Below are 17,241 nucleotides of genomic sequence, written 5' to 3' on the forward strand. Positions count from 1 at the left end.
TTTAGACAAGTTTGAAATTAAATAGCAAAAACTATGAAGACCTTAAAATCACTAAAACTCACAAAATGACCCTGGCATTGCTCAGTGTCTTTTTATTCACGCTTGGAGCGTGCGATGATGACGATGATGACATTAATTTTCTTCCGCCTACTACCGAAGATAGAAACATTGCTGAAGTAGCTGCGGATGAAGGATTTACATCACTTATAGCAGCTGCTGAAGAAGCAGGGCTTGCGGGTGCTTTAACCGATGAAAGCAGCGAATTAACTGTATTTGCTCCTACCAATGATGCTTTTGCCGCTTTTTTAAGTGCTAATGGCTGGGCGGATGTTACAGAAATTCCTGATGCAGCATTAGAATCAGTACTGCAGTATCATATTTTAGCAGGCACTAAAACATCTGGAGAATTAATGGCTTCTGAAGAAACTCTTCAGGGAAGTTCAATCTTCTTAAATACAACTGCCCTTACTGTTAATGGTAATACTAGTATAGATGCAGTTGATGTAGATGCTTCTAATGGAGTAATTCATGTTATCGACATGGTATTAACTCCACCAACTGAAAATATAGTAGATATAGCAGTTGCAGATGAAAACTTTTCAACATTAGTTTCATTATTACAAAGAGTTGATCTCGTCGATGCAGTAAGAGATGGAGAATTTACTGTATTTGCACCAACTAATGCTGCATTTGAAAATGCTGGTATTACTGCGGAGGTTGCAGCAGAACTTTCAGATGCTGAAGTAGCAGATATCTTAACTTATCACGTATTAAGTGGTTACGCATTTAGCTCAGACCTTGTTAATGGAGATATAAACATGTTAAATGGTGAACCATTAACTGTTGATGCTGATAATGGAACATTACAAGGAGCAAACAATGAAAACCCTGTAGATATAGCTTCAACAGATATTCTTGGTACTAATGGAGTGATCCACGTAATTGATGGTGTTGTACTACCACCAAAAACAATTGTTGACCAGGCTGTTTACAATGGCTTTGACAGCCTTGTAGTTGCAGTAGAAACTGCAGGATTAGCTGAAGATTTAAGTGGTGGAGAACTTACAGTTTTCGCACCTACTAATGAGGCTTTTAGAAACCTTTTAAGTGCACTAAGTTATTCTCAAATTTCTGACATTCCATCTGATCTTCTTACCGCGGTATTAACTTACCACGTAGTAGACGGAGCAGTATCTTCTGATATGTTAAGCAGCGGATTTGTACCAACTTTAAATGGTCAGGCAATTAGTGTTGATGCTAATAATCTGATTTTAAATGATAACAGTAATATTATAGCAGTAGATGTTATGGCGGATAACGGAATAGTTCACGCAATTGATGCAGTACTAGTTCCTGAGACTAAAACTATCGCTGAAATAGCTACAGATGCTGGACTTAACAGACTTGTTGAAGCTCTTACTGAAGCTGGTTTAGCAGAAACTTTCACAATGGAAGGTGATTATACTGTATTCGCACCATCAAATGCTGCATTTGATGCTCTATATAATGCTTTAGGAGTATCTGGACCTGCAGACATCGATGATGCTACACTGGAAGCTGTTTTAACTTACCATGTCCTTGGTAGCCGAGTATATAGTTCTGACCTATCAGACGGAATTGAACCAGAAACTCTTCAAGGTGGTACTTTTACAGTAAATATCGGATCAAATGTAACCATTACAGATAATGATCCTGATAACGCAGACGCAACAGTAACTGCAACTGATATACAAGCTACAAACGGCGTAGTTCATACAATAGATGAAATTATACTTCCAGTAGATATTTAATATATTGCCTGCTGAAAATGAGGAGAAAAGAGAATGAGTTCTCATTCTCATTCTCCTCTATTTTTAAATTAAATCAATGTTATTTAACAATAAATATCGGTGGGGTATCATAGCATTGATATCTATCTATTCTTTCTTAAATATTAAATTCACTGTTGGAGAAGAAATTTTTGATTTTAAATCTCCTTCTCTGTTTTTGTTTATCATTTTAACAATGCAGGTAATTTTTGTCTGGGAAGGGAATAGATACTTATTAAAGATATTCAATAACAACCGGTCAAATACTGTAAAACAACTGGTTTTAAATTTCTTAATTTCCCTTCCATTAGTTGTTGTTATATCGTTGATTGCCACTTATTTAAGCACACTAATTTTAGAGATTTCCGGCACGCGATTTTGGAATAATCTCAAGTTAGATTTAGCCTTCGTATTCAGAGTTAACCTTTTTCTACACACTGTTAATGCAATTGTAATTTATGCTCAGAAAGCTTCGAAAATGAAAGAAGAAAAAAACAAGCTGGAAAAAGAAATGCTTGAAGTGCAATTTGATGCTCTTCGTAATCAATTAAACCCTCATTTTCTATTTAATAATCTTAATGCATTAAGCAGCCTGATATCTATATCACCTAGCCGTGCAGAATCGTTTGTTAGAAAACTATCTTTAATATTTAGATACCTCCTGCAACACAATAGTAAAGAGCTTGTAACGATAAAAGAAGAAGTTGATTTTATAAAAAACTATCTTGATCTATATAAATACAGGTATGGTGATGCCCTGAATTATGAAATTAATATTAATGAAGATATTAATGATCAATTAATAGTTCCTTCAGTAACACAATTAATTTGTGAGAATATTTTCAAGTATAATAGCTTTACCCGGCAAAATCCTATCGAAATTAAAATCACAGTAGATAAAGATAATAATTACATTAATATCTGGAATACGAGAAACCCAAAAGTGATTTCCCAATCAGAAAGTAACGGACTGGGATTCAAGAACATAATTACTCGTTATAAATCTTTTTCAAATAAAAAAATTGAAAGCTTAAACAATGATTCATCTTTTTCTGTTATGTTACCAATAATCCCAACAAACAGCGGCAATGAATTACTTAATAATAGAGGATGAAGAGATAGCAGCAGAAAAGCTCAAAACTCAAATAAAGAAACTTGATAATGATGCGGAATTTTCTGGTTATTGTCAAAGTGTTTCCGAAACTATCGATTTTTTAAATAATGATCACGATCATGTAGATCTTGTTTTCATGGATATTCAGCTGACAGACGGAATATCTTTTGAAATTTTTAAAAATACCCACCTGGATTATCCCGTTATCTTTATTACTGCATATGATGAATATGCACTTGAAGCATTCAAAGTAAATAGCGTACATTATTTATTAAAACCAGTTTCTGATACAGATCTTCGCCAAGCAGTTGAAAAGTTCAAGTCATTAAACAATCTCCATAGCTTTCAAAGTTTATTATCTTTGGAAACTAAATTATTAAATAAGGATAAATTTAAAGATCGATTCATCAGCCAAATCGGATCGAAGTTTTATATTATTAAAACTGAAGAAATATCAGGTTTTTATGCCGATGGAAAGACTGTTTATTGCATAAAAAACAACGATAATACTAAATATATAATTGAATATTCGCTGGATCACCTTGAAAGCGAACTACTGGACCCAAATAAATTTTTCAGGATTAACCGGAAAATGATTATACATATTGATAAAATTTCCGAAATTAGAAATTATGTTAATAGCAGACTCCTTCTTATGTTACCAGAGTTAAAATTGCCTTTTGAAGCAATCGTTAGCAGGGAGAGAGTCTCAAGTTTTAAATCCTGGTTAAATCAATAAGTATGAAAAAAATCTTTTCCTCATCCCCTCTTTATTTTTTATTTTTTTTATAAATCATTCACTTCAAGCTCAAGGTCCTGTTTCTATTGATACCACCGGAACTGCAGCTAAAATCCAAATGATGGAAAAACGATTATCCTATCTGGAAGATAATCTTGCCAGAATGGATAAGCAATTCAAAACTGGTGCAGTAATGGCTGCAGCTGGATATACTGTAACCATCATAGGCGGATTAATGCTGGGACGCGAAAATGACGACCTGGGACAGGGTTTGCTTATTGCAGGTGGCACTATCGGACTAAGCGGAACTATTGTATTAGTAGATGCTTTTAAATATCTTGGCCGCTCTAAAAACGTAGAGATCAAAAATGACGAGGAAAGAGAAAGCTAGAGAAATTTTAAGCATATTAAATAATATTTACCCGGAACCACCAGTTCCACTTGATCATAAAGACCCCTATACACTTTTGATAGCGGTATTATTATCTGCACAATGTACCGATGAAAGAGTAAACAAGGTTACTCCTGAGCTTTTTGAATTAGCAGATAATCCATTTAAAATGGCTGAAAAAGATGTTGAAGAAATCAAAGCTATTATCAGGCCGTGTGGTTTATCTCCAAGAAAATCCAAAGCTATCAGTGATTTAAGTAAGATACTTGTAGAAAAATATAGTGGCGAGGTCCCTGCCGACATGAAAAAACTTGAGGAATTACCTGGCGTTGGTCATAAAACTGCTTCGGTGGTGATGTCTCAGGCATTCGATGAGCCGGCATTTCCTGTTGATACACACATACACAGACTTGCCTGGAGATGGGGTCTCTCTACTGGAAAATCAGTAGAAAAAACGGAGGAAGACTTAAAAAAACTATTCCCGAAAGAAACCTGGAACAAGGTTCATTTGCAAATAATCTTCTATGCCAGGGAATATTCACCTGCACGAGGATACAAGTTCGAAAAAGATATTATATCTCAGCAATATGGTCGAAAATCATTTATCAAAGATTATGTTGACAAAAAGTGACATTAACAGGTTACTATTTGCTTTGATATTGAATAAAGAATAAACAAGGCTACCTTAATGATTTCATTTTTTAGGTTGATACATATCTCCCTGGTTGTACTTTTAATTACAACAAAATCACTTGCCTCTGATAATACCTTAATATTAACAGCTGATTCCCCTGATATAATTCACCTAACAGGCGTTTGGACATTAGAATCACCTGGAAATGCTGATAAAAAGGTTTTTATAAAAGATGGACCTGTAAATAAATCTAAAAATTCATATGGCACTTACCATAAAAACATATTTGTTGAGGGTGATTCGGCATTAGATCTTTCTATTTACCTACCTCTGGTCAGAACCTCTTTTATTTTAAAGATCAATAATGTACGCGTAGCCGAACAAGGGAAGGTATCTCAAAATAGAAAAATGTATAATCCGGGAATGAAAGTGAGACCTTATGATATCAGATTAAACCCCGGTAACAATACCATATCAATTACTTATGCAAATTTTGCCCACGCAAAGTCAGGCCTAATCACTCCACCTGTTATAGGAACCCACGACGATATATTATGGCATATCAGAAAAAGTGATATAATTCTTACTGCGATTTATGGAAGTATCATTCTGCTGGGAGTTTTCTTTATTTTATTTTTTATTTCCTGGAAAAAAGATCATGAGATATTATATTTTGGCTTATATGCTATTATGTGGGCCCTACGTTGTATAACAACTGCATCTAAACATATCAGTTTTTTATATAACCATTTTGAATGGGAAACTCTGATCCGTCTGGATTATTTTGGATTTTACAGTAGCATACTATTTGGATTTCTGTTTTTTAATAAACTATTTAAAAAATATTCTAAACCTAATTTTTCAAAAATAGTTATTGCAGGTACTTCATTAATGATTTTAAGTACTATTATCACTCCTGTCAGAGTTTTTACAGAAGCTACTGTTTTTGTCCATTTCATTCTTTCACCAGTAATAATTTACGTTATTTACCTGTCATATCAGTCATATATAAATAATGACGACATCTCTAAAATAGGACTTGCAGCAGCAATATCCGCAATGGCTATTTTTGGATTGGAATGGTTATTATTTTTTCAAACTTTCTCTATTCCGGATTTTAGCATAGATCTGGGATACCTTTTAATTTTTCTTTTAAATGCAAGTACGTTATCAAGAAGATTTGCTAAAAGATTCAACCAGCTAGAAACCCTACAGCGGGAGACCACTATTCAGAATAAAAAAATTGAAGATCAGCATAATAAGATACAGGAGTCTCATAATACAATTTTAATTCAAAGAAACGAACTAGAAAAAAAGCACGAAGAAATTTCGGCTATTAACAGAAGCCTTGAAGAAAAAGTTTTTGAAAGAACAAAGGATCTGGAAAGAGCCAACAATGAATTGGACACATTTCTTTACAGGGCATCACATGACCTGAGGAGACCTCTGACATCCATCCAGGGTTTATGCAGTATAGCACTTGGAAATTTAAGTTCAGAAGAGCTGCATCAGCTACTTAAAATGATGAGAGAGACTGCAGGGACAATGGATAATATGCTAAAAAAGCTGATTAGCATTAGTGAAATCTATCACTATAATGATCAAAAAGATATAGTCAACCTGAATAATCTCAGAGTAGAAATTTTTTCGGAATTCAAAGCAAAGCTTTGCAGCTCAGGTGTAAATTTAGATTTTGATTATGATACTGAAGATATCCATATAAATAAACGATTAATATTTCTCATATTATTTCACCTGGTCGACAACAGTATTCAGTATCGTAAAAAGGACATAAATAACTCAGAAAGTAAAGTTGAAATTAAAATTAAGCAAGAGTGTAAGCAAGTCGTGATTTCAGTTTATGATAATGGAATGGGGATTGAAAAATCACAGCTGGAAAATGTTTGTAAAATGTTTTACAAAGCAACAGACCGATCTACAGGTAACGGATTGGGATTATATCTGTGTAAGGCTGCTGTAAATAAGCTTGGTGGTGAGATATCCATCTTAAGCAGAGAACATTCATATACTGAGGTCATTTTCAATATTCCTGCAGAACCAATCAATACTAATTACCATTTAAATTAAAGTTTTATATTTTATTGCTCCTTTTTTAGAGAAACCTGGAAAACAGTCTTGCCTTTTTTAGATTCAACTAGCTTAATTTTTCCACCTAGTCTGTCCATTGCCACTTTAGATATATAAAGTCCTAAACCGGATCCTTTAGACTTTTCTGACCCCTTATAAAACATTTCAAATATTCTGGTAGCTGAATCTCTATTAATACCATCTCCGTTATCACTGACCATAAAATTGACAAATTCACCATTTGGTAAAATATCAACATTCACTTCAGATTGCGTTTTGGATTGTTTGTACAACAAGCTGTTTGAAAATAAATTAACAAACACCCTTTTTAATAACTCCGGGTCTGTGGCTATTTTCTTCTTATATTCGTTATTTATTTTAAAGTTAATAGAGTCGCCTACCCTGGTATTAACTTCCTTAAAGGCATTTGATATCAACTTTTCATAATCTGTATCCTTAATAGAAGGTTCATTTTCACGAATAGAAATTATATCAATAAGCCTTTTTAAAATGATATACATCTCATCTGCAGAGTTGGCCAGTAGCGACATGTATTTCACCGCAATCTCTTCTTTGACTTCGAGTTTACCCAAATGGCATAAGCCTTTTAATCTTGCCAAAGGCCCCAGTAGATCATGGCTTGCTTTATACAAAAAGGTATCTAGTTCTTTATTCAAAAATGCCAGTTCTTTATTGGCATCTTCCAGGCTAGCTGTTCTTTCCCGAACTTTTAATTTAAGATTCTCATTAAAGTCGCTTAATTGAAAATTTTTATCTTCAAGCTGAAGATTTTTATCATGAATGGTATTATTGGCATTCTTGAGTTGTTCATTAAGGGTTTCTAATTCTTCTTTCTTTTCCTCAATTTCATTCTTTTGCTGTTGTATTTCTTTAGTTCTCTCATCGATTCTTTCTTCTAGTTTACGATTGTAACTTCTTAGACTGGAAATACTAATTTTCACAATCAAAAAGATAAATAATAGAGCAAGTATCCCGGCCAGCAATAAGAACCAGGGAGATTCATACCATGGAGGGAGAATTTTAAAATTAATCGAAATTGGTTCAATCGATTGAGTTCCATTTACATTAGAAGCTTTGAATTCCAATGTGTAATTACCGGGTTTTAAGTTGCTAAAGGAAACGATCTTTTGCTTAGAAGTCGGTGACCAGTATTTTTCAACCGGGAGTAATCTGTATCTGTAAACCCAATCAGTTTTGCCTGTTAAATCAATACAATCGAAATAAAATGATAAAGTTGTGACATCATTATTAATAGCTATTTCATCGACTGAATTAACAAATTGACTGACATTTTTATCCAAATCAATATCTAGATCACCGTAATTGGCAGTGATGTCATTAACTAACAATTGAGCAGAGGATGATCCAAGGATATCAGGAGCTCTGTTGAGAAGAGTAACTCCATTGTCTGTCCCTATCCACAAATGATTTTTTGAATATGAAAGAGCATGAGAGTATCTGGATATACCATAAAACCCATCTTTTTCGTTAAATAGCCGGGTTTTCTCCACATCCCCTTCCTTATCCAGATAAAGACACTCCAAACCATTGTCTGTACTAAACCAGATCTTTCTGTTTGTTTCTATAAAAATATTAAACGCATTTACTGAACTTAAGCTATCTGATTTGTCATACTTAACTATTTTACCATTTCGAATCCTGATAATACCAGATCCCAGAGTAGACAACCAATAATCCTGGTCTTTGCTTTTACTTATTTGAGTCACCTTACCGGTTAATGGAACATCAAATTTAACCGGGTTGATCTTATTGTCTTCCAGTTTAAATAATCCATTATCCGTTGCAATTAATAAATTATTAAATTCATCTGAGTAAATATCATTGATATTTGAGGTGCCAAGCCCATCATTTTCATCATAATGCCTTATTACCTTGTTATTGAACAATAAGAGACCATTATTAGTAGCAACCCACACTCCTCTGACTGATCGGGACAAGGCATTTACATTACCACTAGTATAAGGCCTGAGGCCATAAGTATCAATGAAACCGTTTTTATATTTTATTAATCTTCCATCACTCGTACCAAACCAAAGAGCCTCTCCTCCATAGCTCACACTAGTAAATAGTTCATTTTCAAGCCATTTCTCACCAGCTAACTCCGCTAAACTTACCGTGTCAGATGATGAAACTCTATATGCTCCATTACCTAAGGTAGTAACCCAATGAACATTTCTTTTTGAAACAGGTGAATAGATCTGAGTGATGATTCCCAGTTTATTATTGTCAACGGCTAAATACGAAAACTGATCACCCTTATAATTGAAAATACCTGCATTACCTGCAGCCAACCATAAAATTCCATCTTTATCCAGATAAAGATCATAGACTTCATTGGCAGGAAGACCATTTTTTGAGTCATACTTTATTATATCTTTCTTATCAACTGAAAAAAGACCTTTATACGAGGAAATCCAAATGTTATTTTTACCATCCCTAGTAATATCATTCACACCTGCCCGATACAAGCCAGGATAATTTTTACTGAAGTTCTCTATTTTCCCGTTATTGTAAGTATAAATAACATCATTGGAAATAATAGCTAACTCATCATCACTTAATCTTTTTATGAGATTTATTGGACCGCGAGATACCTGAATTGCCTTATAATCGCCAATATCTTTATTAATTAATAGCCTTCCTTTTGATGTGCCTGCAAATAACTGACCATTGAGATAATTGAGAAAGGTTACTTTTTCATTTTTATATAGTTCAGGAATATCAAACTGGAATACTTTCTTATTTTGTACTAAACTAATATTCCCTTCAGAAACAAGGTAAAGGCTATCCCCTGCCCCCGGTACAATATTATCAACCCTTTTCTGAAAAACAGAGTCCTGATATTGTTTTACTTTTTCACCATCAATTATTATTGTACCATTTAATGTACTGACCCAAACTTCTCCTCTTCTTGATACTTCTATATCTAAAATAAAATCAGATGGCAGCCCCTTTTCTCTATTAAACTGGATGAATTCTGAACCGTTGTATCGAAAAACACCACTTCCTTTAGTGCCTATCCAAAGGTAACCACTAACATCTTGAGTTACAGATGAAACGGTGATTTCATTGTAAGTATTACCTACTCTTATCTGACTAAATTCGTATTGAATATTTTGACCATTAACACCTCCCCCAGGCATTAAAATGGCCACTATACAAATTAATTGAATTAAGTATCTCACTTCTTATCTATACAGCTGTCACGAATTGATTTCTAATATACAATAGCATAACGTAGAAATTCAATAAAACTGCAATTTAATATTAAAAAATACTGATGTACTATACACCTTTAAAAAATCTTAACAAGATAATGATTTTTTAATGACATTCAGAAAAAACTATACTTAATCTACTTTATTAGTTGAATCACTAACGTTTAAGGAATCTTTGGACTTTTCATTGTCCTCAAAGATTCTTTCTTTAAGTTGTGGTTTACTACCTGGAAATGTTGTCCTTCTTGCAATATCAATACATACAATTCCAATAATTAGTATAAAGATTGCTGAAAAGACCAAAAAATATTTTTTCGATTTAGAATTTTGTTTTGCCATTTAATTAAACCTTTGGTCCTGCCCACATTAATGTTAGTCCAGCAAGTACAAGACTTACCGATAGCCAGCCCGGATCCATTTTATTTGATACTAATATATCATCCTTTTTTAATCTTCTATTATGAGCCTGAATGGTTCTATTAGTTTCAATCAAATTATTTAAGTATTCAAATTCAGGCCACTCTCCATCATAAATAAATAAATCTGGAATTAATTTCGTCCCATCTACTGATGGTCCCCAACCCTTTCCATCAAAATCATTATCTATGATTGATAAATAAGGCAAATAGGACAATTCAGTTATATTTGATTTCCCTTTAACCTTATCATCCTGAACAATAATAAATAGTTCTTCCTTATTACCAGTACTAATATAAGGATATTTAAGAAATTCCGGGTACTTCGCTTCTTCATAGGATACTTTATTTATTAATGTGTACCATATTAAATCGTAAATAGGTTGCTCGTTTTTTAATATGAGGTCGTAAGTCTTTTCAAAAGGTAATACGGTCATTCGCCCGGCACCAGCAATAAAATATGGCCAGCTAATTCCTCTCAGATCAGAATCTTCGAAAACAGGAAAATCAATTGACGTAGAACTAAGTGACCTTAATTCAGATTTTTCAATTAAAGCCTGATTGTTTCCGGCTGTTAAATCAAATGGATTTCTTTCACCTTCCTGCCAAAAAGCAGAAATTTCACCTCCAAGGTAATTCAAGGGATATTTATACCTCTCTTATTATCTCCGGTAATAATCAATCCCTTACCCTTTTTGGTTATTATATCGGTCAACATTGACCACTGATAAGTATTGAAAGCATCAGAGGATATTATGAACAGGTCAAATTGATCCAGCCACTCATCATTAAACAAATAAGAATCAATGCTCCCTGCCTTTTTATTGATAAATCTATCCTTAGATATTTCTGTACGGTAAAAATATTCAAAACCTTTATCTTTCAGCCATCTGAGCAATGTGTTAAATTCACTATTCGGGTATCTGGTGAACAACGCTATTTTACCACGTTTAACAGGTTTAACATTCAATGAAATTTTTGATTCTCTATTTAAATCCCCCTGATTATATAGTTTAAAATTTAACTCTACAGGTCCTGGTGAAGTGAATTTATGATCAATCAGAATTTCAGAATCTACGGAATTTAAACTGGAATTAAATATTACTTTCTCATCATAATTCACAGATATACTATCAAAACCGTTATAAAACGATTCTGTAAGTTGAATACTCCAATCATTATTCTGAATTGGATAAAAGTTGGTGACAAAAGGTGGTTCTGAATAAATACTATTGATAATTGCAACCGGTTGATTTCCAATCAGAAAAGATCTTAATTTATATTGATTATTCCATGGAGTCACAATCCTGATGTTAAGATGCTGATTATTTTCGGATTCCTGATTGCCGGAAACTGAATCTTCATAAACTACTTCCACATCAGCATCAAATAGACTAATGGAATCCGGTAATGCACCTCCGGACCCAACCAGGTAAAGATTTTTCGGTTCAGTATCTTCTAAAGTGTGAATCGGGTAAAAAATAAAAAAAACTCCGATAGCGAGAACTATCAGCCCGATTGACTGAATGATCACAGTGATTTTACTTGATTTAAAAAGCAGTATTAACGATATGATTATCATTAATACAACTAATCCGATATTTACCCAGTAATGAATCATTGATTATTCATTGTTTTAAACCAATAAACCAAACTATCCTGCTTTATCTTATCCTGTCCTGAATGCATATCCAGCTCCTCAAAAGCAAAATTAACTGCATTTAATAATGTAGATTTTTCAGTTGAATTCAACTTATTCTCTCCATTTAATCTCTTAAGATAGGACAATGGCTTAATCAACCCGGCGTTATTATCATTTACTATTTGTTCTGAAAAATAAGTACCGATAATTTGTAAATCATTCTTACTAATATCAATTTCTATTCCCACAAGAACTCTTTTAAGACTTACTAACGCCTCAAATAAAATCAGATTTTCATCATTTTGCTCATACCTCAATTTTTTATCTCCGATTTCATTTAATTCTCCCTTATATCTTCTTTCAGAAATATTAATTGGCGGAGGCTCAAACCCCACTCTTTCTACATAAATACGAGACCGTTGTTGAATTTCCTTAATAAATAAAAGAGCTCTTTCTTCGTAGGGCAACGCTTTAGTTGGTTTATTTAACCTTAAATTTAGCTCTGCCTGCCACATTTCATTTAAAGCCGCTCTTAATAATGACTTAATCGACTTATCAAAAAATGTAGCTTCGGACTGAACATCATGGGTATGAACAAAATCATCGAGCCCGATTAGCTCCTGTTTTCCTGCAGGTGCATCCGAAGCCTCTTCCTCGTGGTGGTCATGATCTTCGTGATCTTCCCCTTCATGAGTATCTTCATCTGCTTCAACAGCTCCTTCCGGAACTGAAATTCCTAATCCACCGGTCTCAAACTCTTCACCCATAAACTTACTGTAGCGAATCCTTAATAATTTCTGCTCATATCCTAGTTCATTACTTCTTTGTCTAAATTTATCTGCTGTAATATTGCTACTATCCTTAATAAGCTTTTTTGTATCAATAATAATTTGTCTTTGAGACCTGAAGTATTCAGGCATTATATCCACTGCCATTCCACCGGAAAACGTATTCTTATCTGCATCAGGATTCAGATATCGAATGAATCGTGTCTGGCTCTTTTTGACATTCGGATTTGGCTTTTTATTATCAATGGCTTCAAAATGAAAATATATCTCATCTCCGGGTTCAAGTGATAAGGAGTTAACAGACAATTTTGCACCATATACATTATTCCCCTCACTGGAAAGATCAAATGTTTCATCTCGAAACTTAACACTTTCACCTGAACCCCTACTTACTGTTGCTATTAGTTTTGTATCAACCAGACCATAATCATCGCTGATTTTTGCCTTAATTTGAAATTTATCGTTTTCATTAAAATCTCTAACCTGGTATTCTTCTTCAGGAACTAAAAAAGAAATTTGAGGATATTCATCAGGTATTATGTTTATAGAAAAATTAGCTACAGACACATATTGCTCTTTTTCTTCAATTCCAATTTCCAACACCTTATCTTTCAAAGTACCACTTCTCCAAAAATATTCTCCGGGTTCATTTTCATTTAATGAAATTGTATCTTCAAGATTATTAATAAGTAATAGCTTTCGCCCTGGTTTAGATATTATCCTTAAGACCATGGATGATCCTTCAGGAACTGAAACAGATTCCAGGTCCTTATTAAAAGGAGAAAGACCTGTGTAAGAAGGTGGTATAATACGTAAACCGGCTTCGTCAATATCAAATGAAATTTTTAGTCGCTCATTGACATCCAGAATAGTATCACTAATGACCTTTCCACTTTTCATTGACAGAATACTCTCTTTTTGCTGGTTAGCCTCCTGGGATAAAAACCAGGCAATCACTGTGAATAATGCGAATAGAAATGTGTTAAAAAGATTTATCGGAGGCTTTAATTTCTTCAGAGCTTTGTGAAAATCAGGTTTTACTCTTTCTAATTGAATCTTCTCGATAACAGAAAGATCTTTCTTTTGAATCAACGATGCACTGGATTGTAATTGATTATAATTTTTATTCAGGTAATCAAGTACATTCTGATGACCCAGAGAAAAAAACTGGAAAGCCATCAAAAAACCTCCAAGGGTGATAACAAACAATCCATAGGCCCAGTAATACACATCGCTATAACCATCTCCAAGAAGGATCAGTATTAGTGAAAGTCCAAAAGAGTAAAAAATGGATTGCAAAAGTATTTTTACTTTCCACTTTATCAAAAACCAGTTTATTTTGCCTTTGATCTCCTTCATCACAATCCTACCTTTTTAGAGTAAAACCTTTCGATAATTAAAATAACCAGGAATGCGGTTAGTATCCAGGGCCTGAATTTTCTACTGTACTTAGATTCAATTATTCGGTTTCCCTCTCTTAATTTATTGTCTGCCCGACCAAATTCATAAAAGTCAACTTTCTTATTTTCCATAAGTGTATCCGGTCGCAAGACAGGTAAACTAAGGTAATATGGAAATAACAATCCTTTTTCGGTATTAAACCCTTCGGGACTAAAATATAAATTAAAGGTGTTTAAACCGGTTTTTATCACACTAAAATCAGCTCCTTTTTTTACCAAAACCTGCGTTTGATTTGTTTCTGGACCAGAAATAACTTTACTATAAAATACCAGATCAGCGACCTTATCATTTGCAATTTCTAAAAATTTCACTCCTGTCACTTTTGATATGGCACTGATTGAATTTTTAATCTTATTATCCAGTTGTAGAGAGGAATCGATATTGATAAAATAAAGAAGAGTATCGACTGATAATTCATCTTGATTTTCAAAATAGATAGTATCCCGATCAACATTATATTCATAAACCCAATTACCGGAAACACTATCCCTGGATGCTGAAAATATATTGTATTTCTGCTTATCCAGGGCATCTACAAACGGATTAGCTAAATACGAATTAAAATCTAGTTTTAAATTTGCCCTGGCAATATCCTTTTTTTGCCAGTCAGCAAGAAAAATCACACTTTCCGGCAGTGTGTCTGAATTGTTCCAGCCAATCATTTTTTTTATTAAATGATCCTTTAAGTTTTGTTCATCAAAGGTTATTTTGTTTTTTACTGTGTCTGAAGGGTTATTCTTTAACCATTCAGCGATTGCTAAAGAGTCACCGGCAATCCATTCGGCAGGTTTAAAATTGATTTTTTTAATTCCTTTTACTGCAGGGTCTACAAAATAAAACACGATGAGAATTATAAGTAACATCCTTATCAACATCAGAATGACTTCATGAAGCTTAATTGATCTTGCTTTTTGAACTTCTTTACCTTCTAAAAAACGAAGGGATCCTATTTTTAATATCTTCCCCTGTCTTCTATTAATCAGGTGAATTATTAATGGGATAATTAATGCAAAAAATGCCAGGCCATATGGAAACCAATCAATTTTCATATTCGGTCTTTACCGGTTAAGAATTCAAATAATAATTTCACTGGATCATCATTTAATTTTAACTGGCGATAATTAGCTCCATTTGAATAACACAGGTCTTTCCATCCACTAACAAACTCATCCATGTTTTTTAAATATACCTGTCTGGCTTTGCTGGTAGAAGTTGTTAATATTTTACCGGTCTCGAGGTCTTCAAAGCTTTCGTAATTGTAATCTAAATCTAACTCTTCCGGGCTAAGAACATGTAAAAACGTGATGTGCTTTTTTTGAGTAGAATATTTCTGGACAAACTTTTTAAAACGGTCATCATACCCATCAGTTAATATCACCACCTCTTCTTCAGCATCCGGCAGCATATTTTTCCATGAAATTTCTTTCTCACCAGAAGAATCATTGCCTGATGGATTAGTAGAAAAGACTTTCACAGCAAGATTTTGCCAGTGACTTATATCGAGTCTCCTTATTTCCTGTTCATCCGTCCCACCTACCCATTGTAAATCAAGTCTGTCACCACTTTTATGAGCAACATAGATAAACCCTGCTAAAAATTTTTGAAGATAGGCCCACTTTGTGGAGTCACCCACTGGCTGGAGCATCGAAGAAGTCGCATCTACAATCAATTTTATTCTTAAATTGGTCTCTACTTCAGACATTTTCACATAAAACTTACCTGTCCTGGCATACATCTTCCAGTCGAGCGTCCTCAGGTCATCTCCAGGCATATATTGACGGTAATGACTAAATGTGATACCTATTCCGGTTTTCAGGCCTTCGTGGCGTCCTTGTAAAAAGGCTTCTGCCTTCCTTAGTACTTCAAAAATTAATTGGTCAAGTTCCCTATATGAATAATCCGGTTTCACCATCCAATCTCCTTAACAGATTTCTCTATTAATTCTTCAATGTTGACATTTTCGGCTTCAGCTTTATAAGATAATAACAAGCGATGTCGTAAAACAGCCGGGGTCATCGCTTTAAGGTCTTCGGGAGTTACAGCCAGTCTTCCGGATTTAAATGCCCTGGCCTTTGCTGTCATTATCAAAGCCTGGCCAGCTCTTGGCCCTGCCCCAAACCTGAGATATTTCGATGTTTCAGAATTATTATTTTTATCCGGCCTGGTAGATCTTATGAGTTTATTCACTTCTGTGATAAGTGTATCATCGATAAACACTTCTTTTACATTGTTTTGGGCTGTTAAAAACTCTTCTGCCGTACAAACAGGACTAATCTTATCGGCATGTGTTCCCGTAGTCATTTTAAGCACTTGTTCCTCTTCTAATTCGGTAGGATAATCGATATTTACCTTCACTAGAAATCTATCTAACTGGGCTTCGGGTAAAGGAAATGTACCAGCCTGTTCGATCGGATTTTGAGTAGCTAAAATAAAAAAGGGTCTGTCAAACACATGATCTTTACCTGCATAAGTAATCATTTTTTCCTGCATTGCTTCCAGTAAAGCAGCCTGTGTTTTTGGAGGAGTACGGTTTATTTCATCTGCTAAAATTATATTGGCAAATATGGGTCCCGGTAAAAATTTAAATATCTTTTTACCTGTCTCCTGATCTTCATCAAGAACCTCAGTTCCTATTATATCAGAAGGCATTAGATCTGGTGTAAATTGAATCCTCTTAAATTTCAGATCCATTGCCTGGGCAATTGAATTAATGAGCAAGGTTTTTGCTAATCCGGGAACTCCTTCAATTAATGCATGACCACCGGCAAGCATGGAAGTGAGTAATTCATCGAGAACTTTTTGTTGCCCGATTATCTGTTTCCGGACTTCACTTTCTACACTTTTCAGCTTATCCTGCAGAGATATTAATTCTTCTTCTTTAGTTTTTAGTTCACTCATAT

14 protein-coding genes are annotated in these 17,241 nt (G+C 34.1%); 6 read left to right on the top strand and 8 right to left on the bottom strand.

Going from position 1 to position 17,241, the window contains the following annotated elements; all coding sequences use genetic code 11:
- The first annotated feature begins 11 nt into the window (after positions 1 to 11).
- The 6 genes from DCC35_RS12495 (at position 12) to DCC35_RS12520 (ending at position 6,774) form a co-directional block, all read left to right on the top strand.
- On the top strand, positions 12 to 1,790 hold the full coding sequence (locus tag DCC35_RS12495; RefSeq protein WP_137091121.1) for a fasciclin domain-containing protein: 1,779 nt from the start codon (positions 12 to 14) through the stop codon (positions 1,788 to 1,790).
- Positions 1,791 to 1,866: 76 nt separating this feature from the next.
- On the top strand, positions 1,867 to 2,922 hold the full coding sequence (locus tag DCC35_RS12500) for a sensor histidine kinase (protein ID WP_137091122.1): 1,056 nt from the start codon (positions 1,867 to 1,869) through the stop codon (positions 2,920 to 2,922).
- Positions 2,897 to 3,661 (top strand): LytR/AlgR family response regulator transcription factor, encoded by a 765-nt coding sequence (locus tag DCC35_RS12505; protein WP_137091123.1) that lies wholly within the window; start codon positions 2,897 to 2,899, stop codon positions 3,659 to 3,661. The genes DCC35_RS12500 and DCC35_RS12505 overlap by 26 nt, the downstream gene beginning before the upstream one ends.
- 121 nt (positions 3,662 to 3,782) lie before the next feature.
- The gene (locus DCC35_RS12510; RefSeq protein WP_137091124.1) at positions 3,783 to 4,052 is read left to right on the top strand and encodes a hypothetical protein; all 270 of its coding nucleotides are present in this window, start codon (positions 3,783 to 3,785) and stop codon (positions 4,050 to 4,052) included.
- Complete coding sequence (nth, locus tag DCC35_RS12515; RefSeq protein ID WP_137091125.1) at positions 4,030 to 4,683, top strand: endonuclease III; 654 nt, start codon at positions 4,030 to 4,032, stop codon at positions 4,681 to 4,683. The genes DCC35_RS12510 and nth overlap by 23 nt, the downstream gene beginning before the upstream one ends.
- Before the next feature lie 57 nt (positions 4,684 to 4,740).
- The gene (locus tag DCC35_RS12520) at positions 4,741 to 6,774 is read left to right on the top strand and encodes a sensor histidine kinase (protein WP_137091126.1); all 2,034 of its coding nucleotides are present in this window, start codon (positions 4,741 to 4,743) and stop codon (positions 6,772 to 6,774) included.
- 11 nt (positions 6,775 to 6,785) lie between these two features.
- On the opposite strand, the gene DCC35_RS12525 is transcribed toward DCC35_RS12520, so the two are convergent.
- The 8 genes from DCC35_RS12525 to DCC35_RS12560 all read right to left on the bottom strand — a co-directional run bounded on the left by DCC35_RS12525 (position 6,786) and on the right by DCC35_RS12560 (position 17,239).
- A complete protein-coding gene (locus DCC35_RS12525; RefSeq protein WP_137091127.1) occupies positions 6,786 to 10,001 on the bottom strand; it encodes a sensor histidine kinase in 3,216 nt (1,071 codons plus the stop codon).
- A gap of 165 nt (positions 10,002 to 10,166) precedes the next feature.
- Positions 10,167 to 10,373: a hypothetical protein gene (locus tag DCC35_RS12530; RefSeq protein ID WP_137091128.1), complete on the bottom strand. Its 207-nt coding sequence runs from the start codon at positions 10,371 to 10,373 to the stop codon at positions 10,167 to 10,169.
- Between the two features lie 4 nt (positions 10,374 to 10,377).
- The gene (locus tag DCC35_RS12535; RefSeq protein WP_137091129.1) at positions 10,378 to 11,091 is read right to left on the bottom strand and encodes a hypothetical protein; all 714 of its coding nucleotides are present in this window, start codon (positions 11,089 to 11,091) and stop codon (positions 10,378 to 10,380) included.
- Positions 11,088 to 12,071 (bottom strand): hypothetical protein, encoded by a 984-nt coding sequence (locus DCC35_RS12540; RefSeq protein ID WP_137091130.1) that lies wholly within the window; start codon positions 12,069 to 12,071, stop codon positions 11,088 to 11,090. Before DCC35_RS12540 ends, DCC35_RS12535 begins: the two co-directional genes overlap by 4 nt.
- Positions 12,068 to 14,239 carry a DUF4175 family protein gene (locus DCC35_RS12545; RefSeq protein WP_137091131.1) on the bottom strand — a complete coding sequence of 724 codons (2,172 nt, stop codon included), beginning with the start codon at positions 14,237 to 14,239 and terminating at the stop codon, positions 12,068 to 12,070. The genes DCC35_RS12540 and DCC35_RS12545 overlap by 4 nt, the downstream gene beginning before the upstream one ends.
- Entirely contained in the window at positions 14,239 to 15,390 is a 1,152-nt protein-coding gene (locus DCC35_RS12550; protein ID WP_137091132.1) for a BatA domain-containing protein, read from the bottom strand. Before DCC35_RS12550 ends, DCC35_RS12545 begins: the two co-directional genes overlap by 1 nt.
- Positions 15,387 to 16,253, bottom strand: a complete 867-nt coding sequence (locus DCC35_RS12555) for a DUF58 domain-containing protein (protein ID WP_137091133.1) — start codon at positions 16,251 to 16,253, stop codon at positions 15,387 to 15,389. The genes DCC35_RS12550 and DCC35_RS12555 overlap by 4 nt, the downstream gene beginning before the upstream one ends.
- On the bottom strand, positions 16,247 to 17,239 hold the full coding sequence (locus DCC35_RS12560) for an AAA family ATPase (RefSeq protein WP_137091134.1): 993 nt from the start codon (positions 17,237 to 17,239) through the stop codon (positions 16,247 to 16,249). The genes DCC35_RS12555 and DCC35_RS12560 overlap by 7 nt, the downstream gene beginning before the upstream one ends.
- Between the last annotated feature and the right edge of the window lie 2 nt (positions 17,240 to 17,241).

Origin of the sequence: Mangrovivirga cuniculi (assembly GCF_005166025.1) — a bacterium.
Lineage (GTDB): Bacteria > Bacteroidota > Bacteroidia > Cytophagales > Cyclobacteriaceae > Mangrovivirga > Mangrovivirga cuniculi.